Here is a 25,956-nt window from a genome sequence, read left to right as displayed (position 1 = left end):
AGGTGGGCGGCTGCAAAAGCCCGCTACCGGCAGCGCCATAGCGGATCACCCCGCCAGATAGACAGGGCGATGGCGCAAGAATTCGTCGCTGCCGTAAATATTCCGTGGTTCAGGCCAGCGGGCCATTGAGCAACGGCACGAAGCGCACGGCCCCGAGGACACGCCGGGAGAACCCGTGTTCCTCGCGCACGATCAGCATCAACTGCTGCGCCTCGCCTGCCGGGCCCACCGGAATCACCATGCGCCCGCCTGGCGCCAACTGGTCGAGCAGTGCTTGTGGCACTTCGGGCGCCACTGCGGTGACGATGATGCCATTGTAGGGTGCCAGCGCCTGCCAGCCCTCGCAACCATCCCCCCAGCGGAACACCACGTTACGCAGGTTCAGCTCCACCAGGCGCTCCTTGGCGCGATCCTGCAGCACCTTGATGCGCTCCACCGAGAACACCCGCTCGACCAGTTGGGCAAGTATCGCCGTCTGGTAACCCGAGCCAGTGCCGATCTCCAGCACCTTGTCCAGCGGCCCTGCTTCAAGCAGCAGCTCGCTCATGTGCGCCACCATGAACGGCTGCGAGATGGTCTGGTTGTGGCCGATAGGCAGTGCGGTGTCTTCGTAGGCGCGATGCGCCAATGCCTCGTCGACGAACAGGTGGCGCGGGGTACGGCGGATCGCGTCGAGCACCTTGGTGTTCGCCACGCCCTCTTCGCACAGGCGCTGTATCAGCCGCTCCCGGGTGCGCTGGGAGGTCATGCCGATACCCCGGCGCAGCATATCGTCCTCGCGCATCAGAGCAGGCCCTCCAGCCAACCGTCGAGCTGCTCGAAAGCATCGTTGAAGGTGCGGTCGAGTTGCAGCGGGGTGATCGATACGTAGCCTTGCATCACCGCGTGGAAGTCCGTGCCAGGGCCACCGTCCTCCGCATCACCAGCCACGGCAATCCAGTAACCTTCCTTGCCGCGCGGGTTGACCACCTTGGTCGGTGCCGCCGCCCGCGCCCGGTGACCGAGGCGGGTGAGCTGGATGCCACGGATATGCTCCAGCGGCAGGTTGGGAATGTTGACGTTGAGCACGGTACGCGGCGGCAACTGCAGGCGCGACTGCGCCTCCACCAGGCGCCGGGCGATGTAGGCTGCGGTGGGCAGGTTGTCGGGCTGGCGCGACAGCAACGAAAACGCCAGCGACGTGTTGCCCAGGAAGCGGCCTTCCAGCGCGGCGGCGACCGTGCCCGAATACAGCACGTCGTCGCCCAGGTTGGCCCCCAGGTTGATCCCCGACACCACCATGTCCGGCGTCTGCGCCAACAGCCCGTTGAGCCCCAGGTGCACGCAGTCGGTCGGCGTGCCGTTGAGGCTGATGAAGCCGTTGGCCAGGGTCTGCGGATGCAGCGGCCGGTCCAGCGTCAGCGAACTGCTGGCGCCGCTCTTGTCTTGATCCGGGGCAATTACCACGCACTCGGCGTAATCCACCAGCGCAGCATGCAGCGCGGCGAGGCCTGGTGCGGTAACACCGTCGTCGTTCGAAATCAGAATACGCATGGGCTGTCCGTCTGCCCTGCCGGCACCAGATCCACGACTTCGCGCACTACTACGGTGGCGAAGCATCCGGCCGGAAGGACGAATTCCAGTTGCAGGATATCAGGCTCCGGATAATGCCACGTCAGGCCGCCAATAGGGAGCCGCAGAATGCGCCGTTCGTGATCCATGCCCGCTTGGGCCAGCCAATGGCAAAGTGCCGGCTGCCGTGCCGCAATTGCCGCTTCCAACTCGCCAGTGGCACCCCCGGCGGGCGTTTCGCCCTCGCCCCACAACGCACCGGTGGGATGCAGATCGAGAATATCCAGCCGCGGATCTGAACATTCCTGCTCTGTAGCAGGAAAGAAACTACGGCTAGTGGTGAATGCCAGGAGGTCACCGACCTGCGCACGTGCCCAGCTACCGTCGGCAACACGGGCGGCGAGGATCTGGTTGAACAGGTAGCTGCGCCCCGCCGAGAGCAGGCGCGAACGCACGTTGCGCTGCTCGGGCAGGGCTTTGCGTGCGGCCCAGTCGAGCGCGTCGTGGACATTGCCACCAGCATGGCCGAAGCGCTGGCTGCCGAAGTAGTTCGGCACACCGTGCTGCTTGAGCGCTTCCAGGCGCGCGTCCAGCGCCTGATGATCGGCGGCAAGGCCGGTCAGGCGGAGGGTGAAGCCGTTGGCCGAATGCGCGCCACGCTGCAGCTTGCGCTGGTGGCGTACCTGTTTGAGCACGCGCAGGCTGGCATCCTCGGCACGCGACAGGTCGGGGTCGGCCTTGCCGGGCAGGTGCAGGCTGAACCACTGGCGGGTCAGGGCCTGGCGGTCCTTGAGCCCGGCATAGCTGATCGAACGGGCCGGCACGCCAGCGGCGCGAGCCAGTCGGCGGGCGGCTTCTTCGGTGTTGAGGTCGCGTTTTTCAACCCACAGCCACAGGTGCTCACCTTGGCCGGACAACGGAATGTCCAGCACCTCGTCGACCTGGAAGTCTTCAGCCACGGCCTTGAGTACCGCAGTCCCCAGGGGTTCGCCCGATGCGCGCGGGCCCAGCAGTTCCAGTTCGGTCATGCTGGCAGCAGCAGGGCCACCGCGTGCACGGCGATACCCTCCTCACGGCCGGTGAACCCCAGCTTCTCGGTGGTGGTGGCCTTGACGTTGACTTGGTCGAGTTCCACCTGCAGGTCCTCGGCGATCAACTGGCGCATGGTCTCGATGTGCGGCGCCATTTTCGGTGCCTGGGCGACGATGGTGGCGTCGACGTTGCCCACCTTCCAGCCCTTGCCCTGGACGATGCCGACCACATGGCGCAACAACGCACGGCTGTCGGCGCCCTTGAACTGTGGGTCGGTATCGGGGAAGTGCTTGCCAATGTCACCCAACGCAGCGGCACCGAGCAAGGCATCGCTGAGGGCGTGCAGCAGCACGTCACCGTCGGAGTGGGCCAGAAGGCCATGTTTGTGGGGGATACGGACCCCGCCCAGGGTAATGAAATCACCGTCACAGAAACGGTGCACATCGTAGCCATGGCCAATACGCATAGAAAAACGCCCTGATTGAGTCAGGGCGTGATTCTACCTGCTTTGTGCCGTATTGGGGCTGCGCTTATACCCGCCCCAGTGCCGCCGCGTGATGGCGCAAGTGCGTGTCGATGAAGCTGGCGATGAAGTAGTAGCTGTGGTCATAGCCAGGCTGCAGACGCAGGGTCAGCTCATGCCCACCTTTGCGCGCCGCTTGCTCCAGCGCCTCGGGCTTGAGCTGCTTCTCGAGGAAGTCGTCACGGTCGCCCTGATCCACCAGCAACGGTGGGCAGCTGCCTGCAGGCGTTTCCGCCAGCAGCACACTGGCATCCCACTCGCGCCAGCGTGCACGATCGTCACCCAGGAAGCGGCTGAAGGCCTTTTCGCCCCACGGGCAATCCATCGGGTTGCTGATCGGCGAAAACGCCGATACCGAGCGGTAGCGCCCCGGGTTGCGCAAGGCACACACCAATGCGCCATGCCCCCCCATCGAGTGGCCACTGATGCTGCGCTGGTCGGACGCCGGGAAGTGCGCCTCGATCAGGGCTGGCAGCTCCTCCACCACGTAGTCATGCATGCGGTAATGCTGCGCCCAGGGTTGCTGGGTGGCATTGAGGTAGAAGCCGGCCCCCAGGCCAAAGTCCCACGCGCCGTCGGGGTCGCCGGGCACCTGCTCGCCGCGCGGGCTGGTGTCGGGTGCGACGATGATCAGCCCAAGCTCGGCAGCCAGGCGCTGGGCGCCGGCCTTCTGCATGAAGTTCTCGTCGGTGCAGGTCAGGCCGCTGAGCCAGTACAGCACCGGCAGCTTCGCGCCCTGTTCGGCCTGTGGCGGCAGGTACACGGCAAACACCATGTCGCAGCCGAGCACCTTGGAGTGATGACGGTACCGCTTGTGCCAGCCGCCGAAGCTCTTCTGGCAAGAGATGTTGTCCAGGCTCATGGCAGACCTCAGAAGTGGATCACGCTACGGATGCTCTTGCCTTCATGCATCAGGTCGAAGGCCTTGTTGATGTCTTCCAGGCCCATGGTGTGGGTGATGAACGTATCCAGCGGGATCTCGCCCTTCTCGGCCATGTCGACGTAGCTTGGCAGCTCGCTGCGCCCGCGCACGCCACCGAACGCCGAACCGCGCCAGACGCGACCGGTCACCAGTTGGAACGGACGGGTGGCGATTTCCTGGCCGGCACCGGCAACACCGATAATGACCGACTCGCCCCAGCCCTTGTGGCAGCACTCCAGGGCCGCGCGCATCAGTTGCACATTACCGATGCACTCGAAGGAGAAGTCCACGCCGCCGTCGGTGAGGTCGACGATCACTTCCTGGATCGGGCGGTCGTACTCTTTCGGGTTGATGCAGTCGGTGGCACCCAACTGGCGGGCGATTTCGAACTTGGCCGGGTTGATGTCGATGGCGATGATGCGCGAGGCCTTGGCCTTGACTGCGCCAATGATCGCCGACAGGCCGATGCCGCCAAGGCCGAAGATGGCCACGGTATCACCGGGCTTGACCTTGGCGGTGTTGAGCACGGCACCGATACCGGTGGTGACGCCGCAACCGAGCAGGCAGACCTTCTCCAGCGGGGCTTCCTTCTGGATCTTGGCCACGGAAATTTCCGGCAGCACGGTGTACTCGGAGAAGGTCGACGTGCCCATGTAGTGGAACAGCTGCTGGCCTTTGTAGGAGAAGCGCGTGGTGCCGTCAGGCATCAGGCCCTTGCCCTGGGTGGCGCGAATGGCTTGGCACAGGTTGGTCTTGCCCGAACGGCAGAATTTGCACTGGCCGCACTCCGGGGTGTAGAGCGGAATGACATGATCGCCCACGGCCACCGAGGTCACGCCCTCGCCCACCGCCTCGACGATCGCGCCACCTTCGTGGCCAAGGATCGAGGGGAAGATCCCTTCAGGGTCAGCACCGGACAGGGTGTAGGCGTCGGTGTGGCAGACACCGCTGGCAACCACGCGCAGCAGCACTTCGCCAGCCTTGGGCATGGCCACGTCCACTTCGACGATTTCCAGGGGTTTCTTGGCTTCGAAGGCTACGGCAGCACGGGACTTGATCATCAAAGGTCTCCAGACAGAAGGTCAGTTCAGTCTCGCAGTGTAATTCATGCTTTTTTGATGAATAATCCAGGCAAAGACAAAACATTATTGCCATGCAGGGATAATCAATGAGCAGCCGCTGGGAAGGCATCGACGAATTCGTTGCGGTGGCCGAGTCTGGCCAGTTCACCGCCGCAGCTGAGCGACTGGGTGTGTCGTCCTCGCATATCAGCCGTCAGATCGCGCGGCTGGAGGAGCGCCTGCAGACGCGCCTGCTGTACCGCAGCACCCGACGCGTCACCTTGAGCGAAGCCGGGCAGACGTTCCTGCAGCACTGCCAACGCCTGCAGGATGGCCGTGATGAAGCCCTGCGCGCGATGGGCGACCTGGCCAGCGAACCCAAGGGCTTGCTGCGCATGACCTGTGCAGTGGCCTATGGCGAGCGTTTCATCGTGCCACTGGTGACGCGCTTCATGGCGCAGTACCCGCAACTGCGGGTTGACGTGGAACTGAGCAACCGCACGCTGGACCTGCTGCATGAAGGCATGGACCTGGCCATTCGCCTCGGCCGGCTGGCCGACTCCAGGCTGGTTGCCGCCCGCCTGGCACCGCGGCGCATGTTCCTGTGTGCCTCGCCGGCTTATCTGGAGCGCTACGGTCGGCCGCACAGCCTGTCGGAACTGGCCCGGCACAACTGCCTGATTGGCAGTTCGGACCTGTGGGCGCTGCTGCAGGACGGCCGCGAGATCAGCCAGCGGGTGCAGGGCAACTGGCGCTGCAACAGCGGGCAAGCCGTGCTGGACGCGGCTTTGCTGGGGATGGGCCTGTGCCAGTTGCCGGACTATTACGTGCTGGAGCACCTCAACAGTGGTGCGCTGGTATCCCTGCTGGAGGCGCATCAGCCACCGAATACGGCAGTGTGGGCGCTGTACCCACAGCAACGGCATCTGTCGCCGAAGGTTCGGCGATTGGTGGATTACCTGAAAGAAGGGCTGGCGGGGTTGCCGGAGTACCGACTGGGCTGACTTCAGCGCCGCCCAGCCCAGCGCTGGCGCAACCACTCCAAATCTTCCGGCCGGGTCACCTTGATGTTGTCGCTGCGGCCCTCTATCAGCCGCGGCGCCTGGCCGGACCATTCGATGGCTGACGCCTCGTCAGTGACCACCACATCGGAAACCAGGCACTCGGCCAGCGCTCGGTGCAAGGCGCCGAGGCGGAACATCTGCGGTGTATAGGCCTGCCAGATGGTGCTGCGGTCTACGGTGGCCGTGACCCGGCCCGTAGCATCGGCACGCTTCAATGTATCGCGCGCCGGTACTGCCAACAGGCCGCCAACAGGGTCATTGGCCAACGCTGACAACAGTTTGTCCAGGTCGGTACGCGCAAGGTTCGGCCGCGCAGCATCGTGCACCAGTACCCAGTCGTTGTCCGAAGCCCCTTGCGCGTGCAGCAGCAGCAAGGCGTTGAGCACCGAGTCGGCGCGCTCGCGGCCACCCGCCGCGCGCTGGATGCGCGGGTCGCTGGCGCAGCGCAGGCCTGGCCAGTACGGGTCATCTTCGGCAATGCTGACTACTACGCCCTTGAGCGTGGGGTGGCCAAGAAAACAGTCGAGGCTGTGCTCGAGAATAGTCTGCCCGGCCAGCTCCAGGTACTGCTTGGGGCGGTCGGCAGCCATGCGGGCACCAACGCCCGCAGCAGGAATCACGGCCCAGAAGGCCGGTAATGTATCAGTCATTTTTGCGGCAACTGGAAGAGGGTTTCGCCCTCTTTGACCATCCCCAATTCATGACGAGCCCGTTCTTCCACGGTCTCCATACCTTTCTTCAACTCCAGGACTTCTGCGTCAAGCACGCGGTTACGTTCAAGCAGACGCTCGTTTTCGGCATGCTGCTCGGCGATCTGCTGCTTGAGCTCGGTCACTTGCGCCAGGCTGCCGTTGCCCACCCAAAGGCGGTACTGCAGGCCACCCAACAGCAGAAGCAGAACGAGGAACAACCAATAGGGACTGCGCATCAAGGTATCCAGGTTAAAAAGACCGCCGCGTACTGTTCACTTCGGGGCCTCGAATAGCACGAAGCCTGGCCGAGGCCAGGCTTCGTCGACAGAAACCCGTTGGAAGTGTAGGAACATTCAGTACGAATGTTCCTACAGCTCCGGCTGCTGTCTTTTTACCATCTCTTGCTTAACCGCGAAACTCGGTACGACCACGGTAAACCGCCTTGGCACCCAGTTGCTCTTCGATGCGCAGCAGTTGGTTGTACTTCGAAACGCGGTCGGAACGGCACAGCGAACCGGTCTTGATCTGGCCAGCAGCAGTACCCACGGCCAGGTCGGCGATGGTCGAGTCTTCGGTTTCACCGGAACGGTGCGAGATCACCGCGGTGTAGCCGGCAGCCTTGGCCATCTGGATGGCTTCCAGGGTTTCGGTCAGCGAACCGATCTGGTTGAACTTGATCAGGATCGAGTTACCGATGCCCTTTTCGATGCCTTCCTTGAGGATCTTGGTGTTGGTCACGAACAGGTCGTCACCGACCAGTTGCACCTTCTCGCCGATCTTGTCGGTGAGGATCTTCCAGCCAGCCCAGTCGGACTCGTCCAGGCCGTCTTCGATCGAGATGATCGGGAAGCGCTCGGTCAGGCCTTTCAGGTAGTCGGCAAAGCCTTCGGCGTCGAACGACTTGCCTTCGCCGGACAGGTTGTACTTGCCGTCTTCGTAGAATTCGGAAGCCGCGCAGTCCAGGGCCAGGGTCACGTCGGTGCCCAGCTTGTAGCCTGCTTTTTCCACGGCTTCAGCGATGGCGGCCAGGGCGTCTTCGTTGGAAGCCAGGTTCGGCGCGAAGCCGCCTTCGTCACCAACGGCAGTGTTCAGGCCGCGAGCCTTCAGTACCGCCTTGAGGTGATGGAAGATTTCGGTGCCCATGCGCAGGCCGTCGGAGAAGGTCTTGGCGCCAACCGGCTGCACCATGAACTCCTGGATATCGACGTTGTTGTCGGCGTGCTCGCCGCCATTGATGATGTTCATCATCGGAACCGGCATCGAGTACTGGCCCGGGGTGCCGTTCAGGTTGGCGATGTGCGCGTACAGCGGCAGGTCCTGGTCCTGGGCAGCGGCCTTGGCGGCAGCCAGGGAAACAGCCAAGATGGCGTTGGCGCCCAGCTTGGCTTTGTTCTCGGTACCGTCCAGGTCGATCATGGCGCGGTCCAGAGCCTTCTGGTCGGAAGGGTCCTTGCCCAGCAGCAGGTCGCGGATCGGGCCGTTGATGTTGGCGACGGCCTTCAGCACGCCCTTGCCCAGGTAACGGCTCTTGTCGCCATCACGCAGCTCCAGCGCTTCGCGCGAGCCGGTGGAAGCACCGGACGGCGCGCAAGCGCTACCGATGATGCCGTTGTCGAGCAGTACATCGGCTTCCACGGTGGGGTTGCCACGCGAATCGAGAACTTCACGACCTTTGATGTCGACGATTTTTGCCATTGTTGTAAGCACTCCAGAATTGACGAAAACAACGCAGCTTAGGAAATCCTTGCACTTCACCAGGCGGGGTATGCAGCAGGCAGGCCTGATAAAAGCACTCCCTGACCAAACGGTCAGGGAGAGAACGGGCGGTACTTTACCCGAGAAATGAGCTTTACGCGGTTTCTACCGTCGGAAAACTTTTCACCAGGTCGTCCAATTGCTTGAGCTGGGCCAGGAACGGCTCCAGCTTGTCCAGGCGCAGGGCGCATGGACCATCGCACTTGGCGTTGTCCGGATCGGGGTGGGCCTCGAGGAACAGACCAGCCAGGCCCTGGCTCATGCCGGCCTTGGCCAGGTCGGTGACCTGGGCGCGGCGGCCACCGGCAGAGTCCGAGCGGCCGCCCGGCATTTGCAGGGCGTGGGTCACATCGAAGAATACCGGGTACTCGAACTGCTTCATGACACCGAAGCCGAGCATGTCCACTACCAGGTTGTTGTAGCCGAAGCTCGAACCCCGCTCGCAGAGGATCAACTGATCGTTACCGGCCTCTTCGCACTTGGCCAGGATGTGTTTCATCTCCTGGGGTGCGAGAAACTGGGCCTTCTTGATGTTGATCACCGCGCCGGTCTTGGCCATGGCCACCACCAGGTCGGTTTGGCGCGACAGGAAGGCCGGCAACTGGATGATGTCGCAGACCTTGGCCACCGGCTCGGCCTGGTAGGGCTCGTGTACGTCGGTGATTACCGGCACGTTGAAGGTGCGTTTGATCTCTTCGAAGATCTTCAGCCCCTCTTCCATGCCCGGGCCACGGTAGGACGCCACAGACGAACGGTTGGCCTTGTCGAAGCTGGCCTTGAACACGTACGGAATACCGAGCTTCTCGGTCACCCGCACGTACTCTTCGCAGACCTTCAGGGCCAGGTCACGGGACTCCAGAACGTTCATGCCGCCGAACAGGACGAACGGCTTGTCGTTGGCGATCTCGATGTTACCGACGCGAATGATCTTCTGGGTCATTGATCAGGCCTTGTTCTTCTGAGCCAGGGCTGCCTTGACGAAGCCACTGAACAGCGGGTGGCCGTCACGCGGGGTCGAGGTGAACTCCGGGTGGAACTGGCAGGCGACGAACCATGGGTGGTCCTTGGACTCGACCACTTCCACCAGCGCGCCGTCTTCGGAACGACCGGAGACCACCAGGCCAGCGTCGAGCAGCTGTGGCAGCAGGTTGTTGTTCACTTCGTAGCGGTGACGGTGACGCTCGGTAATCACGTCCTTGCCGTAGCAGTCGTGAACCTTGGAACCCGAGACGATCTGGCAATCCTGTGCGCCCAGGCGCATGGTGCCGCCCAGGTCGGACGCTTCGGTGCGGGTCTCGACGGCACCGGTGGCATCGGCCCACTCGGTGATCAGGCCGACGACCGGGTGGCCGCTGTTGCGGTCGAACTCGGTGGAGTTGGCGTCTTTCCAGCCCATCACGTTACGGGCGAACTCGATCACGGCAACCTGCATGCCCAGGCAGATACCCAGGTACGGCACCTTGTTCTCACGGGCGTATTGCACCGCAGTGATCTTGCCTTCGACGCCGCGCAGGCCGAAACCGCCCGGTACCAGGATGGCATCGGCGCCTTCGAGCAGGCTGGTGCCCTGGTTCTCGATGTCTTCGGAGTCGATGTAGCGCAGGTTGACCTTGGTGCGGTTGGTGATGCCGGCGTGGCTCATCGCTTCGATCAGCGACTTGTACGCATCCAGCAGCTCCATGTACTTGCCGACCATGGCGATGGTCACTTCGTGCTCTGGGTTGAGCTTGGCGTCGACCACTTTGTCCCACTCGGACAGGTCGGCGCTGTTGCACTGCAGGCCGAAGCGCTCGGTGACGAAATCATCCAGGCCCTGAGCATGCAGGATGCCTGGGATCTTGTAGATGGTATCGGCGTCTTCCAGCGCAATCACCGCACGCTCTTCAACGTTGGTGAACTGGGCGATCTTGCGACGCGACGAGCTGTCGATCGGGTGATCGGAGCGGCATACCAGCACGTCAGGCTGCAGGCCGATGGAGCGCAGCTCCTTGACCGAGTGCTGGGTAGGCTTGGTCTTGGTCTCGCCAGCAGTGGCGATGTACGGAACCAGCGTCAGGTGCATCAGCATCGCGCGCTTGGCGCCGACTTCGAAACGCAACTGGCGGATGGCCTCGAGGAACGGCTGCGACTCGATGTCGCCGACGGTACCGCCGATTTCCACCAGGGCCACGTCGGCATCGCCGGCACCCTTGATGATGCGACGCTTGATCTCGTCAGTGATGTGCGGGATGACCTGGATGGTCGCGCCCAGGTAGTCACCACGACGCTCTTTGCGCAGCACGTGCTCGTAGATGCGGCCAGTGGTGAAGTTGTTGTTCTGGGTCATGGTCGTGCGGATGAACCGCTCGTAGTGGCCCAGGTCAAGGTCAGTCTCGGCGCCATCATGGGTGACGAAGACTTCACCGTGCTGGAACGGACTCATGGTGCCAGGATCGACGTTGATGTACGGATCCAGCTTGAGCATGGTGACCTTGAGCCCCCGCGCTTCCAGGATGGCCGCCAGGGAAGCCGAGGCAATGCCTTTCCCCAATGAAGAAACAACACCGCCCGTGACGAATATGTAGCGCGTCATGAAAAACCCTAGAAGTCTGCGTTAAGGCGGCCAGCGCCGCCGGAGAAAGCGAAGGAAGGCCGAAGCCCCCGATCACCTGCGTCAATCACAGTGCATCTCGAAAAACTGCCGCGTCTGTACAAACCAGGGTATCCCCGGCATGGAGCTCGCTCGTCATTTCCAGAATCAGCCCAGCAAAAAACTGCGTGGTAATCGGCAACTGCTGTGTTTTCGAGGAACGCACAGAAGTTGTATCAAGAAGGGAGGGTAGTCTACCGGAATGTACCCTTCAGCTCAAACCTTGCGCGTTCGTCGGAGGCAGCCAATGCAGCTGGCAATCCGCCTGACCGAGTTCGGGCAGATTGGCCACTGCCAGCAAGCGCTCGCCCTGATAGAGCAACGGCAGGCGCGCACGCACGAAATACGGCACCTGCAGCGCGTTGAGCAAACGCTTCAGGTCGCGCCGGCCGCGCCCTGCAAGTTCAAGCACTTCACCGCCCTGGCGATAGCGGATACACAGCCCGGCCAGGGGCTGGGGCGCGGTCAACCGCACACTGCCGTTGCCTGGCAATGTCAGCACCACAGAGGGCTCGGGCCAGGCGAACTCGCCTTGCGGTGCCTGCAGCCAGTCACCGCTCAACCACCAGATACGGCCGTTGCTGCGCAGCAACCGGCCGTCGGCCAGGCGCCAGACCGGCTGGGCGTCGGCTGCGGCATCACGCAGATCGGCCCAGCCAGCCCAGTGACGCGCGTCGGGCAACCGGGTGCGAACGCTGAGCCAGTATTGCAGGGCATTGCGCTGACGAGCGGGCGTCAGCGCCGTGAGCACTGCAAGGTCGAGGGAATCCAGCCGCGCCCAGGGCGCAGCAGCGCCCTCCCCGGCCTTGGCCAGATCGGCCTGGGCCACTTCATCCAGCAGCCCCAGCGCTTCACCCAGGTGCTCGGCGCAACGGGCCAGGTTCTGGCTGGCCTGCGGCCAACGCTGCTGCAGCACGGGGAACACTTTGCCGCGCAAATAGTTGCGGGCAAAGGCGGTGTCGCTGTTAGAGGGGTCTTCAATCCAGCTTAACCCCTGGATTTGGGCATACGCCTGCAACTGTTGGCGCGCAATCCCCAGCAATGGCCTGGCCAGGGTGCCCTGCCCCAGCGCCCGCTGGGCCGGCATCGCGGCCAAACCGCGCAGGCCGCTGCCGCGCAACAGACGAAAGAGCAAGGTTTCTGCCTGGTCTTCGCGATGTTGCCCGGTGAATAGCACTTCACCGGGGCCGAGCCGTTGCTTGAATGCCGCGTAACGGGCATCGCGGGCAGCCTGCTCGAGGCTGGCACCGGGTGCGACCTGGACGTGTATCACGCTGAGCGGGATGCCTAGCGTGGCGCAGACATGCGTGCAGTGCGCCGGCCAGGCGTCAGCCGCAGGCTGTAGGCCATGATGGATATGGATGGCGTGCAGAGGAGGCGCTGGGTGAGTACGGGCGTAATCGGCCAGCAGGTGCAGGAGGACGGTGGAGTCGAGGCCGCCGGAGAAAGCGATGTGCCAGGCGGGGGCTTGAAGCCAGGGGGTGAGGTTGAGCATGAGGGCCTCACACGGCTTGGAATCGCTGGGGCCGCAAAGCGGCCCCAGCAATATGCATCAGAGGCCGTAGCTCATCAGACGCTCGTAGCGACGAGCCAACAGCGCGTCATTATCAAGCTTGCCAAGCATGTCCAGCTGCTGCACAAGGTCGGCACGAATGCTTTCCGCCATCTGCGCCGGGTCACGGTGGGCGCCGCCCAGCGGCTCCTGAATCACCTTGTCGACGATGTTCAGGCTCTTCAGGCGCTCGGCCGTGATGCCCATGGCCTCGGCGGCATCGGCAGCCTTGTCGGCGGTCTTCCACAGGATCGAAGCGCAACCTTCTGGCGAGATCACCGAGTAGGTGGAGTACTGCAGCATGTTCAGCTGATCGCACACACCAATGGCCAGCGCACCGCCAGAACCACCCTCACCGATCACGGTGGCGATGATTGGCGTCTTCAGGCGTGCCATGACGCGCAGGTTCCAAGCGATCGCTTCGCTCTGGTTGCGCTCTTCGGCGTCGATGCCCGGGTAGGCGCCCGGTGTGTCGATGAAGGTCAGGATCGGCATCTTGAAGCGCTCGGCCATTTCCATCAGGCGGCACGCCTTGCGGTAGCCCTCTGGGCGTGGCATGCCGAAGTTGCGGCGCACTTTCTCGCGCACTTCACGGCCCTTCTGGTGGCCGATGACCATCACCGCCTGGCCATCCAGGCGCGCGGTACCGCCCACGATCGCGGCGTCGTCGGAGAAGTGGCGGTCACCGTGCAGCTCTTCGAATTCGGTGAAGATGTGCTGCAGGTAGTCCAGGGTGTATGGACGACGCGGGTGACGGGCCAGGCGGGCGATCTGCCAGCTGGTCAGGTTGCCGAAGATGCTTTCGGTCAGGGTATTGCTCTTGTCTTGCAGACGGGCAATTTCATCGCTGATGTTCAGCGAGTTGTCGTTACCCACCAGGCGCAGCCCTTCGATCTTGGCTTGCAGGTCGGCAATCGGCTGTTCGAAATCGAGGAAATTCGGGTTCATAGGCATCCGTCTTGGGTCTACGGCCAGGCGGCCGGCCGGTTGATCCGTTTGGCGCCCTACCTTAAGGGATCGGGCGCATTCAGGTCGAGATTAAAATTCGTCGATTCAACGATATTGCAGGAAGACGTTCTCACGCCCGAACTGGTCACGCAGTGCCTGAATCAGGCCGTCGGCCGGGTCGATCGACCATTCATCGGCGAACTGCAGCATGGCCTTGGCGTCACTGCCGGTGTACTCCAGGGTGATCGGGCAGCCGCCGCGGTGCCGGGTGATCAGCTCACCCAGCCAGTTCAGGCGGTCGCCCTTGAGCGCGTCATGGGCGACTTTCAGGCGCAGGCTTTCGGCCAGACGCGTGCGGGCATCTTCCATGGTCATCACCTGCTTGACCCGCAGGCGCAGGCCACCGGAGAAGTCATCGTTGCTGACCTCGCCTTCGACCACGACCATGGCATCGTTCTGCAACAGTGACTGGGCAGCCATGAAGGAGTCGGCAAACAGCGACGCCTCGATACGCCCAGAGCGGTCATCAAGCGTGACGAAACCCATCTTGTCACCCTTCTTGTTCTTCATTACCCGCAGGGCAATGATCATGCCGGCGATCGTCTGCGACTCACGGGACGGCTTCAGGTCGATGATGCGCTGGCGGGCGAAACGGCGAATCTCGCTTTCGTACTCATCAATCGGGTGGCCGGTGAGGTACAGGCCAAGCGTGTCCTTCTCGCCTTTGAGGCGCTCTTTGAGGGTGAGTTCGCGGACCTTGCGGTGGTTGGCATAGACGTCCGAATCGGCCTCCACGAACAACCCGCCGAACAGATCGACATGGCCACTGTCGGCGGTACGTGCGGTCTGCTCGGCAGACTTGACCGCCTCTTCCAGCGCCGCCAGCAAGGTTGCGCGGTTGCGGTCGATGTTGGCCTGGTAGGCCTTGATTTCGTCATGGAAGTACGGGCCGAGGCGGTCCAGTGCACCACTGCGGATCAGCGCATCGAGGGTGCGCTTGTTGACGCGCTTGAGGTCGACGCGCTCACAGAAATCGAACAGGTCCTTGAACGGCCCGCCCTGCGCACGCACTTCGACGATGGCTTCGACCGGCCCCTCGCCCACACCCTTGATCGCGCCCAAGCCATAGACGATACGGCCATCGTCGTTGACGGTGAACTTGAAGTCGGAGGTGTTCACATCAGGCGCGTCGAGGCGCAGCTTCATGCTGCGCACTTCCTCGATCAGCACCACCACCTTGTCGGTGTTGTGCATATCCGCCGACAACACCGCCGCCATGAACGGCGCCGGGTAGTGGGTCTTGAGCCAGGCGGTCTGGTACGACACCAGGCCATAGGCGGCAGAGTGAGACTTGTTGAAACCGTAACCGGCGAACTTCTCTACCAGGTCGAAGATGTTACCTGCCAGGTCACCATCAATACCGTTATTGGCGCAACCTTCGATGAAACCGCCGCGCTGCTTGGCCATTTCCTCGGGCTTTTTCTTACCCATGGCACGACGCAGCATGTCGGCACCGCCCAGGGTATAGCCGGCCATGACCTGGGCAATCTGCATCACCTGCTCTTGATACAGGATGATGCCGTAGGTGGGCGCCAGTACCGGCTGCAGGCCGTCATACTGGTAATCCGGGTGCGGGTAGGCCAGCTCGGCGCGGCCGTGCTTGCGGTTGATGAAGTCGTCCACCATGCCCGACTGCAGCGGGCCCGGGCGGAACAGCGCCACCAGTGCGATAAGGTCTTCCAGGCAGTCCGGCTTGAGCTTCTTGATCAGCTCCTTCATGCCGCGCGATTCGAGCTGGAACACCGCCGTGGTCTCGGCTTTTTGCAGCAGCTCGTAGGTCTTGCGGTCATCCAGCGGAATGAAGTCGATGTTCAGGTCCGGCAGGCCCTGCTTGGCCTGCTCACGGTTGATCGTCTCCATCGCCCACTTGATGATGGTCAGTGTGCGCAGGCCGAGGAAGTCGAACTTGACCAGCCCGGCGGCCTCGACATCGTCCTTGTCGAACTGGGTCACCAGGCCGCCGCCTTCTTCGTCACAGGCGATCGGCGAGAAGTCGGTGAGTTTGGTCGGGGCGATTACCACGCCACCGGCGTGTTTGCCGGTACCACGGGTGACGCCCTCGAGCTTGAGGGCCATGTCCCAGATCTCGCGGGCATCTTCGTCGCCCTTGAGGAAGTCACGCAGGATTTCTTCCTGCTCGTAGGCCTTCTCCAGGGTCATGCCGACTTCGAAGGGGATCATCTTCGACAGGCGGTCGGCCAGGCCGTAGGACTTGCCCTGCACCCGCGCCACGTCGCGCACCACCGCCTTGGCGGCCATGGTACCGAAGGTGATGATCTGGCTGACCGCGTTACGCCCGTAGGCATCGGCCACATATTCAATGACCCGGTCGCGGCCATCCATGCAGAAGTCGACGTCGAAGTCGGGCATGGATACACGTTCAGGGTTGAGGAAGCGCTCGAACAGCAGGTCGTAGGCCAGCGGGTCGAGGTCGGTGATCTTCAGCACGTAGGCGACCAGCGAACCGGCACCCGAACCCCGGCCCGGGCCCACCGGCACACCGTTGTTCTTGGCCCACTTGATGAAGTCCATAACGATCAGGAAGTAGCCCGGGAAGCCCATCTGGATGATGATATCCAGCTCGAACTTCAGGCGGTCCAGGTAGACCTGGCGCTTTTCTTCATAGTCTGGCGTGGTCTCCTTGGGCCAGAGCACCGCCAGGCGCTCCTCCAGGCCTTCATGGGAGACATGGCGCAGATAATCGTCGATGCCCATGCCGTTGGGCGTGGGGAAGTCGGGCAGGAAGTGCTTGCCCAACTGCACCTGGATGTTGCAACGCTTGGCGATTTCGACGGTGTTGGCGATGGCGTCGGGCAGGTCGCTGAACAGCTCGGCCATTTCGTCCGAGCTCTTGAGGTACTGCTGGTCGCTGTAGTTACGCGGGCGACGCGGGTCGTCCAGGGTCCAGCCCTCACCGATGCAGACACGGGTTTCGTGGGCATCGTAGTCGGCCTGCTTGATGAAGCGCACATCGTTGGTCGCCACCAGCGGTGCGCCAACCTTGTCGGCCAGAGCCACGGCGGCGTGCACGTATTCTTCGTCGCGCGCGCGGTTGGTGCGCTGCACTTCGACGTAGAAGCGCTCGGGGAACATGCCCAGCCAATCGCGCAGCAGCGCTTCGGCCTCTTCAACCCTGCCACCCAGCAGCGCCGCGCCGATGTCACCTTCCTTGCCGGCGGACAAGGCGATCAGGCCCTCGCTGGCGGGGGCGATCCATTCACGCTGCAGAATCACCAGGCCATTGCGCTGGCCTTCGACCCAGCCCCGCGAAATCAGCTCGGTGAGGTTGCGGTAGCCCGTCGGGTTCATCGCCAGGAAGCAGATGCGCGACAACGGTGCTTCCGGGTCGGCCCCGGCCAGCCACAGGTCGGCACCACAGATCGGCTTGATCCCGGCGCCCATGGCGGTCTTGTAGAACTTCACCAGCGAGCACATGTTGCTCTGGTCGGTGATCGCCACCGCCGGCATGTTCATCCCCGCCAGCGCCTTGGCCAGCGGTTTGATCCGCACCAGACCGTCGACCAGCGAGAATTCGGAGTGCACGCGAAGGTGAACGAAGGGAACCGACATGGATGATCCTGTAGCAGAACGACAAGGGCGGGATTGTAGCGTAAAAGCGAGGGTATTTTGGGGCTACTGTGCAGCCCCGCGAAGGGCCGCGCAGCGGCACTGACAGGCTAAATCAAGGAATCGACAACGCCTTCACGCGCTTCCCAGGCCGCCCGCACAGGCGCGAAGGAACGCCGATGAATGGGCGTCGGCCCAAGCCGCGCCAGGGCCTCAAGGTGTACCGGCGTCGGGTAGCCCTTGTGCCCACCGATGCCATAACCGGGGTAGATCAGCTCGAACGCGCTCATCTCCCGGTCACGTGTCACCTTGGCCAGGATCGACGCCGCCGCGATCGCCGGCACCTGGCTATCGCCCTTGATCACCGGCGCCGCAGGCACTGCGAGTTTCGGGCAGCGGTTGCCGTCGATCAGTGCCAGCTTGGGCGTAACGTGCAGGCCCTCGACCGCGCGCTGCATCGCCAGCATGGTGGCCTGAAGGATGTTCAGGCGGTCGATTTCGTCGACCTCGGCGCGGGCAATGCAAAAGCTCAGTGCCTTTTCGCAGATTTCGTCGAACAACGCTTCGCGCTTGGCTTCGGTGAGCTTCTTCGAATCATTCAGGCCCAGAATCGGCCGTGCCGGATCGAGGATCACGGCAGCGGTGACCACCGCCCCGCACAGCGGGCCACGGCCGACTTCATCGACACCGGCGACCAGGTCTTCGACCAGGTTGAAATCCAGTCCTATTTGCATGTCAGTGGTCCTTGAGCAAAGCCAGCACCGCCTCGGCCGCCTGGTTGGAGGCGTCCCGGCGCAGGGTGCGGTGAATCTCGTCGAAACGTTCGGTCTGCTGGCTGCCGTCGGCCACCAAGGGGGCCAAGGTCTGCGCCAGGGCTTCGCTGGTGGCGTCATCCTGCAGCAGCTCAGGCACAAGCGCACGCTGGGCCAGCAGGTTGGGCAACGACACGTAGGGGCTTTTCACCAGGCGCTTGAGAATCCAGTAGGTCAGCGGCGCCAGGCGGTAGGCCACCACCATGGGCCGCTTGTACAGCAGGGCCTCCAGGGTGGCGGTACCTGACGCAATCAGCACCGCATCACAGGCCGCCAAGGCCTGGTGCGACTGGCCGTCGAGCAGGGTCAGCGGCAGCTCGCGCCCTTCGAGCATCTGCTCGACCTGGGCACGCCGCGCGGCATTGGCACACGGCAGCACGAAGCGCACACCTGGCACCCGCTCGCGCAAGCGCTCGGCCGCATCGAGGAACAGCGCGCCCAGGCGCCCGACCTCCCCACCACGGCTGCCTGGCATCAGTGCAACCACCGGGCCATGGCCCAGGCCAAGCTCACTGCGCGCCGCCTGCCGATCCGCTTCGAGGGGGATGGTGTCGGCCAGCGGGTGGCCGACAAAGCGCACCGGCACACCCTGCTCTTCGTAGAACCGCGCCTCAAACGGCAGCAGTGTCAGCATCAGGTCGCAGCCTTCACGGATCTTCAGCACGCGCTTCTGCCGCCAGGCCCACACGGAAGGGCTGACGTAGTGCACGGTCTTGATGCCGGCCTGACGCAATTTCAATTCGATATTGAGGGTGAAATCCGGGGCGTCGATACCGATAAACACATCGGGCTTTTCGGCGATCAGCGTCTGGATCAGCAGTTTACGGCGCTTGAGCAGCTCGCGCAGGCGCCCCAGCACTTCGACCAGGCCCATCACGGCCAGGCGTTCCATGGGGAAGTAGGACTGCAGGCCTTCGGCTTCCATCAAGGGGCCGCCAACGCCGATGAACCGTACGTCGGGATGGCGGGCCTTGAGGGCGCGCATCAAGCCGGAACCGAGAATATCGCCGCTGGCCTCACCCGCGACCAGGGCTACGCAAAGCTGGGCCATGTCAGCGCGTGATGCCGCGTGCGGAATTCAGGATCGACTGACGGAACAGCTCGACCTCGGGGTGCTGGGCTGCCGGCTCGTCCAGCGCCTTGATTGCATCTTCGACGGTCAGGCCCTGGCGATAGACAATCTTGTAGCAACGCCGCAGGGTATGAATGACCTCGTCGCTGAAACCCCGGCGGCGCATGCCTTCGAAGTTCATGCTTCGGGCTTCGGCCGGGCTGCCGAACACCGTGACGAAGGCCGGCACATCCTTGCCGATCGCCGTACCCATGCCAGAAAACGCATGAGCACCGATATGGCAGTACTGGTGCACCAGGGTGTACCCGGACAGAATCGCCCAGTCGCCGACGTGCACATGCCCGGCCAACGCGGTGTTGTTCACCAGAATGCAATGATTACCGATGACACTGTCGTGACCGATGTGCGCATAGGCCATGATCAGGTTGTGATCGCCCAGGGTGGTTTCGGCACGGTCCTGAACGGTACCGCGGTGAATGGTCACGCCCTCGCGGATCACATTGTGATCGCCAATCACCAGACGGGTCGGCTCACCCTTGTACTTGAGGTCAGGGGTGTCTTCGCCGATCGAGGAAAACTGGTAGATACGGTTGTGCTTGCCGATACGGGTCGGCCCTTTGAGCACCACATGCGGGCCAATGATGGTGCCCTCCCCGATTTCGACATCGGGGCCTACGATCGACCACGGGCCCACCTCGACACCATCGGCCAGCTTGGCCGATGGGTCGATGATGGCCCGTGGATCAATCGAATTCATAGGGAGCGTTCCGCGCAGGTGATCTGTGCCGAGCATACAGGCTTGCCGTCGACCAGGGCGCGGCATTCGAATTTCCAGATCATGCTCTTGCGGCTGAGGAACTTGGCTTCCAGCACAAGCTGGTCACCCGGCAATACCGGCTGACGGAAACGCAGTTTGTCGGAACCGACAAAGTAGTACAGGGTGCCATCAGCCGGCTTGGCATCAAGCATCTTGAAACCGAGAATACCGGCCGCCTGGGCCATGGCCTCGATGATCAGAACGCCCGGCATGATCGGGTGGGCCGGGAAATGGCCATTGAAGAACGGCTCGTTGATGCTGACATTCTTGTAGGCACGAATGCTCTGGGCCTCGAAGTCCAGATCCGTCACGCGGTCCACCAGCAGGAACGGGTAACGGTGAGGCAGGTATTCGCGAATCTCGTTGATGTCCATCATTTCGGGGGGAAGCCTGTAATAAGAATAGGGAGCGCAGGTGCTGACCACGCGCTCCTTTTGCAGTCCAAAGAGGAGCCAGCTAGCGTCTGTTCACTCTTGCTCAGGGAATGGTATCAGCCTTCTGATGCCGGCTGGCCACCTGAGGTCACGGTATCGATGCGCTTTTCCACCTGCTGGAGACGCTTGGCCATGTCGTCCAGGTGGCGGATACGCGCGGCGCTCTTGCGCCAGTCAGCCAATGGCTGCATGGCAGTGCCGGAAGAATAGGCACCCGGTTCGGTGATCGATCGGGTCACCATGGTCATGCCAGACACGAAAACGTTATCACAGACGTCAATATGGCCCACCATGCCGACACCGCCCGCAATGGTGCAGTGCTTACCGATGCGCGTGCTGCCGGAAATGCCAACACAGGCAGCCATGGCCGTGTGCTCGCCGATCTGGACGTTATGGGCGATCTGGATCTGGTTGTCGAGTTTGACCCCGTCGGCAATGCGCGTGTCAGACAGCGCACCACGGTCAATGGCCGTATTGACGCCGATTTCCACATCATCGCCGATGGTCACGCCGCCAATCTGGGCAATCTTGCGCCACACGCCCTTCTCGTTGGCGAAGCCGAAGCCTTCGCCACCGATCACCGCACCCGACTGGATGACGACACGCTTGCCGATGGTCACGTCATGGTACAGGGTGACCCGTGGCGCCAGCCAACCACCCTCGCCGATGACGCAGCGGGCACCGACCACGCAATGAGCACCGATGCTGACATTGGCCGCAATCCGCGCACCGCTCTCGACGACCGCGAACGGGCCGATGCTGGCACTGGCATCCACCTGCGCATCTTCTGCTACCACGGCGCTGGGATGAACTCCCGCCACAGCCTTGGGCTTGGGATCGAACAGATGGGAAATGCGTGCATAGGCCAGGTACGGATCAGCGACGATCAGTGCGTTGCCGGCAAAGCCTTCAGCATCCGCAGCCTTTAGCAGTACCGCTGCCGCCTGGCTGTTATCCAGGAATTTGCGGTACTGCGGGTTGGCGAGGAAGCTCAATTGACCGGGCCCGGCCTCCTGCAAGGTGGCCAGCCCGGTAATCTGCAGCGCCTCGGGCCCCTTGAGGGTGGCCCCGAGGGCTTCGGCCAGCTGGCCAAGCGTCATGGTCAAGGTCATATCAACGGGCTTGGTTCATGCGCTCGATGACTTGGCGGGTGATGTCGTACTGAGGTTTGACATCGATGACCGCGCCACGCTCGAGGACCAGGTCGAAACCGCCCTTCTTGATCACTTCCTCGACAGCGCCGTCCAGCTTGGGCTTGAGCTGCTTGAGCATATCGCGATCAGCAACGGCCTTGGCTTCGTTCAGTTCCTTGGACTGGAACTGGAAGTCGCGGGCCTTTTGCTTGAACTCGAGCTCCAGGCGCTCACGCTCCTGCTGCTGCATCTTGTCGCCGCCTTTGATCAGGCGGTCCTGGATGCCCTTGGCGCTGCTTTCCAGGCTCTTGAGCTTGGTCAGTTGCGGGCCGAATTTTTTCTCGGCATCGACCGCGTACTTCTTGGCGGCATCCGATTCAAGCAGGGCCATCTGATAGTTCAGGACGGCAACCTTCATTTCGGCGAAAGCCGGGGTGGCGACCAGCGCCGCGGCCAAGATGGCCAGTTGAGTCAACTTACGCACGATGCACTCCTGGATAAACCGTTGTCGTTATGCAAGGGCCGACCTTAGAAGGTCTGGCCCAGAGAGAATTGGAACACCTGGGTATCGGCGTCGTCCGGTTTCTTGATCGGCATCGCCAGGCTGAAGCTCAACGGGCCCAGCGCAGTAATCCAGGTCACACCCAGGCCCACGGAGCTGGCCATGTCCGAGAAACCGACCTTGGCGCAATCAGGCTTGGAACCGCAATTGGTGTCGAACACGTTACCCACGTCCCAGAACACGGAAGTGCGCAGCGAACGCTGGTCTTTGACGAACGGCAGCGGGAACAGCAGTTCTACACCACCCTGGACCAGCACGTTGCCACCGAACGGCAGCGGATCCTGATCCGGGTCTTCGATAGTGCCCGGGTTGGTACCCTTACTCGGCGTGCTGCGGGGGCCCAGGCTGCTGTCCTTGAAGCCACGGACGGAGTTGAAGCCACCCGCGTAGTAGTTCTCGTAGAACGGCAGGCCGGAAGTGCCACCGAAACCATCACCATAGCCCAGTTCAGTGTGCAGGCGCAGGGTGTAGTCGTTATTGATCGGCTTGAACAACTGGCCACGGTAGTCGAGCTTGTAGAACGACAGGTCGCTGCCCGGGATGGTGGATTCCAGGGTCAAACTTTGGGAGTGACCACGGGTAGCCAACACGCCTTTGTTCAAGGTCGACTCGGACCAGCCGATCGACGCTTTGAAGTTGAGGAAGCTATCGCCCTCTTCTTCGAGGAAATTGAAGATCTCGTCAACGGTGTATTTGCCGGTCTTGATCTTGTCCTGCTGCACGCTCAGGCCGTAGGTCAGGCGCGAGGTCTCGCTGATCGGGTAACCCAGGCTGACGCCGGCGCCAAGGCTGTCGACCGCATAGCTGGCAACGTCGACATCGAGGTCGTCGTAGTCGGTGCTGCGGTAGAAGGCGTTGTAGCCCAGGCTGACGCCGTCGGCAGTGAAGTAGGGGTCGACGAAGCCGAAGTTGTATCGGGTCTGGTACTCGGAACGGGTCAGGCCGACGGACACCTTGTTACCGGTACCCAGGAAGTTGCTCTGGCTGATCGAGCCGCCAAGGATCAGGCCGGCGCTCTGGGCAAAACCGACGCTGGCGGTGATCGAGCCGGAGGCTTGTTCTTCGACGCTGTAGTTGACGTCGACCTGGTCATCGGTGCCAGGCACCGGTGGCGTTTCGACGTTGACTTCCTTGAAGAAGCCCAGACGCTCAAGACGGGTCTTGGACTGGTCGATCAGGTAGGTCGAAGCCCAGCCGCCTTCCATCTGGCGCATCTCGCGACGTAGCACTTCGTCTTCGGTCTTGGTGTTGCCGCGATAGTTGATGCGGTTGACGTAGGCACGCTTGCCCGGGTCGACCACGAACATGATATCGACGGTGTGGTCTTCATCGTTGGGCTGCGGCACGCCGTTGACGTTGGCGAAGGTATAGCCTTCGTTACCCAGGCGACGGGTGATCAGCTCGGACGTGGTGGTCATCACCTTGCGCGAGAATACCTGGCCCGGCTGCACCAGCAGCAGCGACTTGACCTGGTCTTCAGGGACCTTGAGGTCACCGGAGAGCTTCACGTCACGGACGGTGTACTTCTCGCCTTCGTTGATGTTGACGGTGATGTAGACGTGCTTCTTGTCTGGCGTGATGGACACCTGGGTAGAGGCGATATCCATGTTGATGTAGCCGCGGTCCAGGTAGTAGGAACGCAGACGCTCCAGGTCACCGGACAGTTTTTCACGGGCGTACTTGTCGTCGTTCTTGAAGAACGACAGCCAGTTGGTGGTTTTCAGCTCGAACAGCTGCGACAGCTCTTCGTCGTCGAAGACGTTGTTGCCCACCACGTTGATGTGCTGAATGGCGGCGACGGTGCCCTCGTTGATCTTGATTTTCAGCGCGACGCGGTTGCGCGGCTGCGGCACGACTTCGGCGTCGACCTCGGCCGAGTAGCGGCCCTGGGCCACGTACTGGCGCTGCAGCTCGTTACGCACACCTTCGAGGGTGGCGCGCTGGAAGATTTCACCTTCGGCCAGGCCCGACTGCTTCAGGCCCTTCATCAGGTCTTCGGTGCTGATCGCCTTGTTGCCTTCGATCTCGATGCTCGACACCGACGGGCGCTCGACCACGTTGATGATCAGGACATTGCCATCGCGGTTCAGCTGGATGTCCTGGAAGAAACCGGTCTTGAACAGGGAACGGGTCGAGTCCACGAGGCGCCGATCGTCGGCCTGGTCGCCCACGTTAAGGGGCAAGGCACCGAAGACGCTGCCGGCGGATACCCGCTGCAGGCCGTTGACACGAATATCGGAGATGGTGAAGGACTCGGCGTGAACTTCAGCGATCATCAGTGCGGAGAGGACCGCAGTTAGCAGCAGACGTTTCATGAAGTCCTTTTATTCCAACTGGCAATAAACAACCCGCCGCGAATAGACGGCGGGTTCGCAATTGAGCGAAGCTTTTAAAGTCGACCCAGATCGTTGATCAGGGCGAGCAACATCACCCCTATGACCAAACTGATACCGATCTGGACCCCCCAACCTTGTACCCGGTCCGACAGCGGACGACCGCGCGCCCACTCAACCAGGTAAAACAGCAAATGCCCCCCATCCAGTACTGGAATGGGCAGCAGGTTAAGAACCCCCAGGCTTATGCTCAGGTAGGCCAGGAAATTCAGGAAATCCCCCACGCCGGACTGGGCTGAAGCGCCCGCCACTTTAGCAATGGTTATCGGTCCGCTCAAGTTTTTTACCGAGAGCTCTCCGAACAGCATTTTCTTCAGCGACTCGAGGGTCAGGACACTCATGTTCCAGGTGCGCGACAAGCCCTCGCCCACCGCTTCCAGCGGGCCATAGCTGACTTCGCGAAGCATGTTGGCAGGCCATTCGCCACCTTTTACCCCTGCCCCCAGGTAGCCGCCCGAGGCCTTACCCTCGCCCCGCTGCGCCAGGGTTACCGGCACATCCAGGGCAGCGCCGTCGCGCTCCACACGTACCACCACCTTGGCATGCGGGCGGGCGCGCACGGCATCGACCACCTGCTGCCATTCGGTGACGACCACACCGTCGATGGCCAGCAACTTGTCGCCCGTCTTCAAGCCCGCCGCTGCGGCCGGCCCTTTCGATTCGATTTCGGCCAGCACCGGCACGATCACCGGGCGCCAGGGGCGCAAGCCCAGGGACTGGATAGGGTCCGGTTCGTCAGCGCCTTTCAGCCAGTGGTCCAGCTTGATCTGCAGTTGACGCTCGGCGCTGGCGCCTTCATCGCGCACGCCCACCTGCAGGGTGCCGCTCTCGCCCAGGCGGCGCACCAGTTGCAGGTTGACCGCTGACCAACCGCTGGTCGGTTTGCCATCGATGGATACGATTTCCTGACCAGCGGCCAGGCCTGCCGAGGCTGCCAGGCTGCCTACCTCGACCCCACCGATGACCGGGCGGATCTGCTGGGTGCCGAGCATGGCCAGCAGCCAGAAGAACACGATGGCCAAGAGGAAATTGGCAATCGGCCCTGCTGCGACGATGGCAATGCGCTGACGCACGGATTTGCGATTGAACGACTGGTCGGCCAGCGCAGGCGGTACATCGCCTTCGCGCTCGTCGAGCATCTTGACGTAGCCACCCAGCGGGATCGCTGCCACCACGAACTCGGTACCCTGCCGATCATGCCAGCGCAGCAGCGGCGTGCCGAAGCCTACCGAAAAACGCAGCACCTTGACGCCGCAGCGTCGGGCCACCCAGAAGTGGCCGAATTCGTGAAACGTGACCAGAACACCCAACGCCACCAGGGTGCCGACAATCATGTAGAGCGCAGTCATATCTTTCTCCAGATGACGTTCAGCAGAA

The 25,956-nt window shown here is 62.6% G+C and carries 23 protein-coding genes; 1 reads left to right on the top strand and 22 read right to left on the bottom strand.

Annotated features, from left to right (window positions below):
- Positions 1-109 precede the first annotated feature (109 nt).
- The 6 genes from CKW22_RS10600 to CKW22_RS10575 all read right to left on the bottom strand — a co-directional run bounded on the left by CKW22_RS10600 (position 110) and on the right by CKW22_RS10575 (position 5,089).
- A complete protein-coding gene (locus CKW22_RS10600) occupies positions 110-748 on the bottom strand; it encodes a protein-L-isoaspartate(D-aspartate) O-methyltransferase (protein WP_162181156.1) in 639 nt (212 codons plus the stop codon).
- A gap of 35 nt (positions 749-783) precedes the next feature.
- Positions 784-1,533, bottom strand: a complete 750-nt coding sequence (gene surE, locus CKW22_RS10595; protein WP_033700856.1) for a 5'/3'-nucleotidase SurE — start codon at positions 1,531-1,533, stop codon at positions 784-786.
- Positions 1,521-2,579: a tRNA pseudouridine(13) synthase TruD gene (gene truD, locus CKW22_RS10590; RefSeq protein ID WP_033700857.1), complete on the bottom strand. Its 1,059-nt coding sequence runs from the start codon at positions 2,577-2,579 to the stop codon at positions 1,521-1,523. The genes surE and truD overlap by 13 nt, the downstream gene beginning before the upstream one ends.
- Positions 2,576-3,049, bottom strand: a complete 474-nt coding sequence (ispF, locus tag CKW22_RS10585) for a 2-C-methyl-D-erythritol 2,4-cyclodiphosphate synthase (protein WP_033700858.1) — start codon at positions 3,047-3,049, stop codon at positions 2,576-2,578. The genes truD and ispF overlap by 4 nt, the downstream gene beginning before the upstream one ends.
- 64 nt (positions 3,050-3,113) lie before the next feature.
- Entirely contained in the window at positions 3,114-3,968 is an 855-nt protein-coding gene (gene fghA, locus CKW22_RS10580; protein ID WP_033700859.1) for an S-formylglutathione hydrolase, read from the bottom strand.
- An 8-nt stretch (positions 3,969-3,976) separates the two neighbouring features.
- Positions 3,977-5,089: an S-(hydroxymethyl)glutathione dehydrogenase/class III alcohol dehydrogenase gene (locus tag CKW22_RS10575; protein ID WP_033700860.1), complete on the bottom strand. Its 1,113-nt coding sequence runs from the start codon at positions 5,087-5,089 to the stop codon at positions 3,977-3,979.
- Between the two features lie 107 nt (positions 5,090-5,196).
- On the opposite strand from CKW22_RS10575, the gene CKW22_RS10570 reads away from it, so the two are divergent.
- Positions 5,197-6,093, top strand: a complete 897-nt coding sequence (locus tag CKW22_RS10570; RefSeq protein WP_047581641.1) for a LysR substrate-binding domain-containing protein — start codon at positions 5,197-5,199, stop codon at positions 6,091-6,093.
- 2 nt (positions 6,094-6,095) lie between these two features.
- On the opposite strand, the gene ispD is transcribed toward CKW22_RS10570, so the two are convergent.
- The 16 genes from ispD to rseP form a co-directional block, all read right to left on the bottom strand.
- Positions 6,096-6,803, bottom strand: coding sequence for a 2-C-methyl-D-erythritol 4-phosphate cytidylyltransferase (gene ispD / locus CKW22_RS10565; protein ID WP_047581638.1), 708 nt, complete (start codon positions 6,801-6,803; stop codon positions 6,096-6,098).
- Positions 6,800-7,081 carry a cell division protein FtsB gene (gene ftsB / locus CKW22_RS10560; RefSeq protein ID WP_004375443.1) on the bottom strand — a complete coding sequence of 94 codons (282 nt, stop codon included), beginning with the start codon at positions 7,079-7,081 and terminating at the stop codon, positions 6,800-6,802. The genes ispD and ftsB overlap by 4 nt, the downstream gene beginning before the upstream one ends.
- Positions 7,082-7,250: 169 nt before the next feature.
- A complete protein-coding gene (gene eno / locus CKW22_RS10555) occupies positions 7,251-8,540 on the bottom strand; it encodes a phosphopyruvate hydratase (protein ID WP_033700863.1) in 1,290 nt (429 codons plus the stop codon).
- Positions 8,541-8,694: 154 nt separating this feature from the next.
- Entirely contained in the window at positions 8,695-9,540 is an 846-nt protein-coding gene (kdsA, locus tag CKW22_RS10550) for a 3-deoxy-8-phosphooctulonate synthase (protein ID WP_033700864.1), read from the bottom strand.
- 3 nt (positions 9,541-9,543) lie between these two features.
- The gene (locus CKW22_RS10545; protein WP_033700866.1) at positions 9,544-11,172 is read right to left on the bottom strand and encodes a CTP synthase; all 1,629 of its coding nucleotides are present in this window, start codon (positions 11,170-11,172) and stop codon (positions 9,544-9,546) included.
- Positions 11,173-11,440: 268 nt separating this feature from the next.
- A complete protein-coding gene (gene tilS / locus CKW22_RS10540; RefSeq protein ID WP_095064088.1) occupies positions 11,441-12,724 on the bottom strand; it encodes a tRNA lysidine(34) synthetase TilS in 1,284 nt (427 codons plus the stop codon).
- A 57-nt stretch (positions 12,725-12,781) separates the two neighbouring features.
- A complete protein-coding gene (locus CKW22_RS10535; RefSeq protein ID WP_033700869.1) occupies positions 12,782-13,729 on the bottom strand; it encodes an acetyl-CoA carboxylase carboxyltransferase subunit alpha in 948 nt (315 codons plus the stop codon).
- A gap of 105 nt (positions 13,730-13,834) precedes the next feature.
- Positions 13,835-17,359 carry a DNA polymerase III subunit alpha gene (gene dnaE, locus CKW22_RS10530; RefSeq protein WP_033700870.1) on the bottom strand — a complete coding sequence of 1,175 codons (3,525 nt, stop codon included), beginning with the start codon at positions 17,357-17,359 and terminating at the stop codon, positions 13,835-13,837.
- Positions 17,360-17,466: 107 nt separating this feature from the next.
- Positions 17,467-18,090, bottom strand: a complete 624-nt coding sequence (gene rnhB / locus CKW22_RS10525) for a ribonuclease HII (RefSeq protein ID WP_033700872.1) — start codon at positions 18,088-18,090, stop codon at positions 17,467-17,469.
- Between the two features lies 1 nt (position 18,091).
- Positions 18,092-19,219 (bottom strand): lipid-A-disaccharide synthase, encoded by a 1,128-nt coding sequence (gene lpxB, locus CKW22_RS10520; protein WP_095064087.1) that lies wholly within the window; start codon positions 19,217-19,219, stop codon positions 18,092-18,094.
- Between the two features lies 1 nt (position 19,220).
- Positions 19,221-19,997, bottom strand: a complete 777-nt coding sequence (gene lpxA / locus CKW22_RS10515) for an acyl-ACP--UDP-N-acetylglucosamine O-acyltransferase (RefSeq protein WP_033700874.1) — start codon at positions 19,995-19,997, stop codon at positions 19,221-19,223.
- Entirely contained in the window at positions 19,994-20,434 is a 441-nt protein-coding gene (gene fabZ / locus CKW22_RS10510) for a 3-hydroxyacyl-ACP dehydratase FabZ (protein WP_008094893.1), read from the bottom strand. Before fabZ ends, lpxA begins: the two co-directional genes overlap by 4 nt.
- Positions 20,435-20,547: 113 nt before the next feature.
- Positions 20,548-21,603, bottom strand: coding sequence for a UDP-3-O-(3-hydroxymyristoyl)glucosamine N-acyltransferase (lpxD, locus tag CKW22_RS10505; RefSeq protein ID WP_033700876.1), 1,056 nt, complete (start codon positions 21,601-21,603; stop codon positions 20,548-20,550).
- Position 21,604: 1 nt separating this feature from the next.
- Complete coding sequence (locus CKW22_RS10500) at positions 21,605-22,108, bottom strand: OmpH family outer membrane protein (RefSeq protein WP_027595800.1); 504 nt, start codon at positions 22,106-22,108, stop codon at positions 21,605-21,607.
- A 44-nt stretch (positions 22,109-22,152) separates the two neighbouring features.
- A complete protein-coding gene (gene bamA / locus CKW22_RS10495) occupies positions 22,153-24,501 on the bottom strand; it encodes an outer membrane protein assembly factor BamA (protein ID WP_033700878.1) in 2,349 nt (782 codons plus the stop codon).
- Between the two features lie 74 nt (positions 24,502-24,575).
- Positions 24,576-25,928 (bottom strand): RIP metalloprotease RseP, encoded by a 1,353-nt coding sequence (gene rseP / locus CKW22_RS10490; RefSeq protein ID WP_095064086.1) that lies wholly within the window; start codon positions 25,926-25,928, stop codon positions 24,576-24,578.
- Between the last annotated feature and the right edge of the window lie 28 nt (positions 25,929-25,956).

This window comes from Pseudomonas sp. Irchel s3f19, from assembly GCF_900187555.1.
GTDB classification, from domain to species: domain Bacteria; phylum Pseudomonadota; class Gammaproteobacteria; order Pseudomonadales; family Pseudomonadaceae; genus Aquipseudomonas; species Aquipseudomonas capeferrum.
Note: the sequence above shows the minus strand (reverse complement) of the source record. Positions and strands in the feature narration are given on the sequence as shown.

Bases quoted from the DNA above. Each gene is read 5' to 3' on its own strand.
- CKW22_RS10600 (WP_162181156.1), bottom strand. From the start codon at position 748: ATGACCTCCCAGCGCACCCGGGAGCGGCTGATACAGCGCCTGTGCGAA.
- surE (WP_033700856.1), bottom strand. From the start codon at position 1,533: ATGCGTATTCTGATTTCGAACGACGACGGTGTTACCGCACCAGGCCTC.
- truD (WP_033700857.1), bottom strand. From the start codon at position 2,579: ATGACCGAACTGGAACTGCTGGGCCCGCGCGCATCGGGCGAACCCCTG.
- ispF (WP_033700858.1), bottom strand. From the start codon at position 3,049: ATGCGTATTGGCCATGGCTACGATGTGCACCGTTTCTGTGACGGTGAT.
- fghA (WP_033700859.1), bottom strand. From the start codon at position 3,968: ATGAGCCTGGACAACATCTCTTGCCAGAAGAGCTTCGGCGGCTGGCAC.
- CKW22_RS10575 (WP_033700860.1), bottom strand. From the start codon at position 5,089: ATGATCAAGTCCCGTGCTGCCGTAGCCTTCGAAGCCAAGAAACCCCTG.
- CKW22_RS10570 (WP_047581641.1), top strand. From the start codon at position 5,197: ATGAGCAGCCGCTGGGAAGGCATCGACGAATTCGTTGCGGTGGCCGAG.
- ispD (WP_047581638.1), bottom strand. From the start codon at position 6,803: ATGACTGATACATTACCGGCCTTCTGGGCCGTGATTCCTGCTGCGGGC.
- ftsB (WP_004375443.1), bottom strand. From the start codon at position 7,081: ATGCGCAGTCCCTATTGGTTGTTCCTCGTTCTGCTTCTGCTGTTGGGT.
- eno (WP_033700863.1), bottom strand. From the start codon at position 8,540: ATGGCAAAAATCGTCGACATCAAAGGTCGTGAAGTTCTCGATTCGCGT.
- kdsA (WP_033700864.1), bottom strand. From the start codon at position 9,540: ATGACCCAGAAGATCATTCGCGTCGGTAACATCGAGATCGCCAACGAC.
- CKW22_RS10545 (WP_033700866.1), bottom strand. From the start codon at position 11,172: ATGACGCGCTACATATTCGTCACGGGCGGTGTTGTTTCTTCATTGGGG.
- tilS (WP_095064088.1), bottom strand. From the start codon at position 12,724: ATGCTCAACCTCACCCCCTGGCTTCAAGCCCCCGCCTGGCACATCGCT.
- CKW22_RS10535 (WP_033700869.1), bottom strand. From the start codon at position 13,729: ATGAACCCGAATTTCCTCGATTTCGAACAGCCGATTGCCGACCTGCAA.
- dnaE (WP_033700870.1), bottom strand. From the start codon at position 17,359: ATGTCGGTTCCCTTCGTTCACCTTCGCGTGCACTCCGAATTCTCGCTG.
- rnhB (WP_033700872.1), bottom strand. From the start codon at position 18,090: ATGCAAATAGGACTGGATTTCAACCTGGTCGAAGACCTGGTCGCCGGT.
- lpxB (WP_095064087.1), bottom strand. From the start codon at position 19,219: ATGGCCCAGCTTTGCGTAGCCCTGGTCGCGGGTGAGGCCAGCGGCGAT.
- lpxA (WP_033700874.1), bottom strand. From the start codon at position 19,997: ATGAATTCGATTGATCCACGGGCCATCATCGACCCATCGGCCAAGCTG.
- fabZ (WP_008094893.1), bottom strand. From the start codon at position 20,434: ATGATGGACATCAACGAGATTCGCGAATACCTGCCTCACCGTTACCCG.
- lpxD (WP_033700876.1), bottom strand. From the start codon at position 21,603: ATGACCTTGACCATGACGCTTGGCCAGCTGGCCGAAGCCCTCGGGGCC.
- bamA (WP_033700878.1), bottom strand. From the start codon at position 24,501: ATGAAACGTCTGCTGCTAACTGCGGTCCTCTCCGCACTGATGATCGCT.
- rseP (WP_095064086.1), bottom strand. From the start codon at position 25,928: ATGACTGCGCTCTACATGATTGTCGGCACCCTGGTGGCGTTGGGTGTT.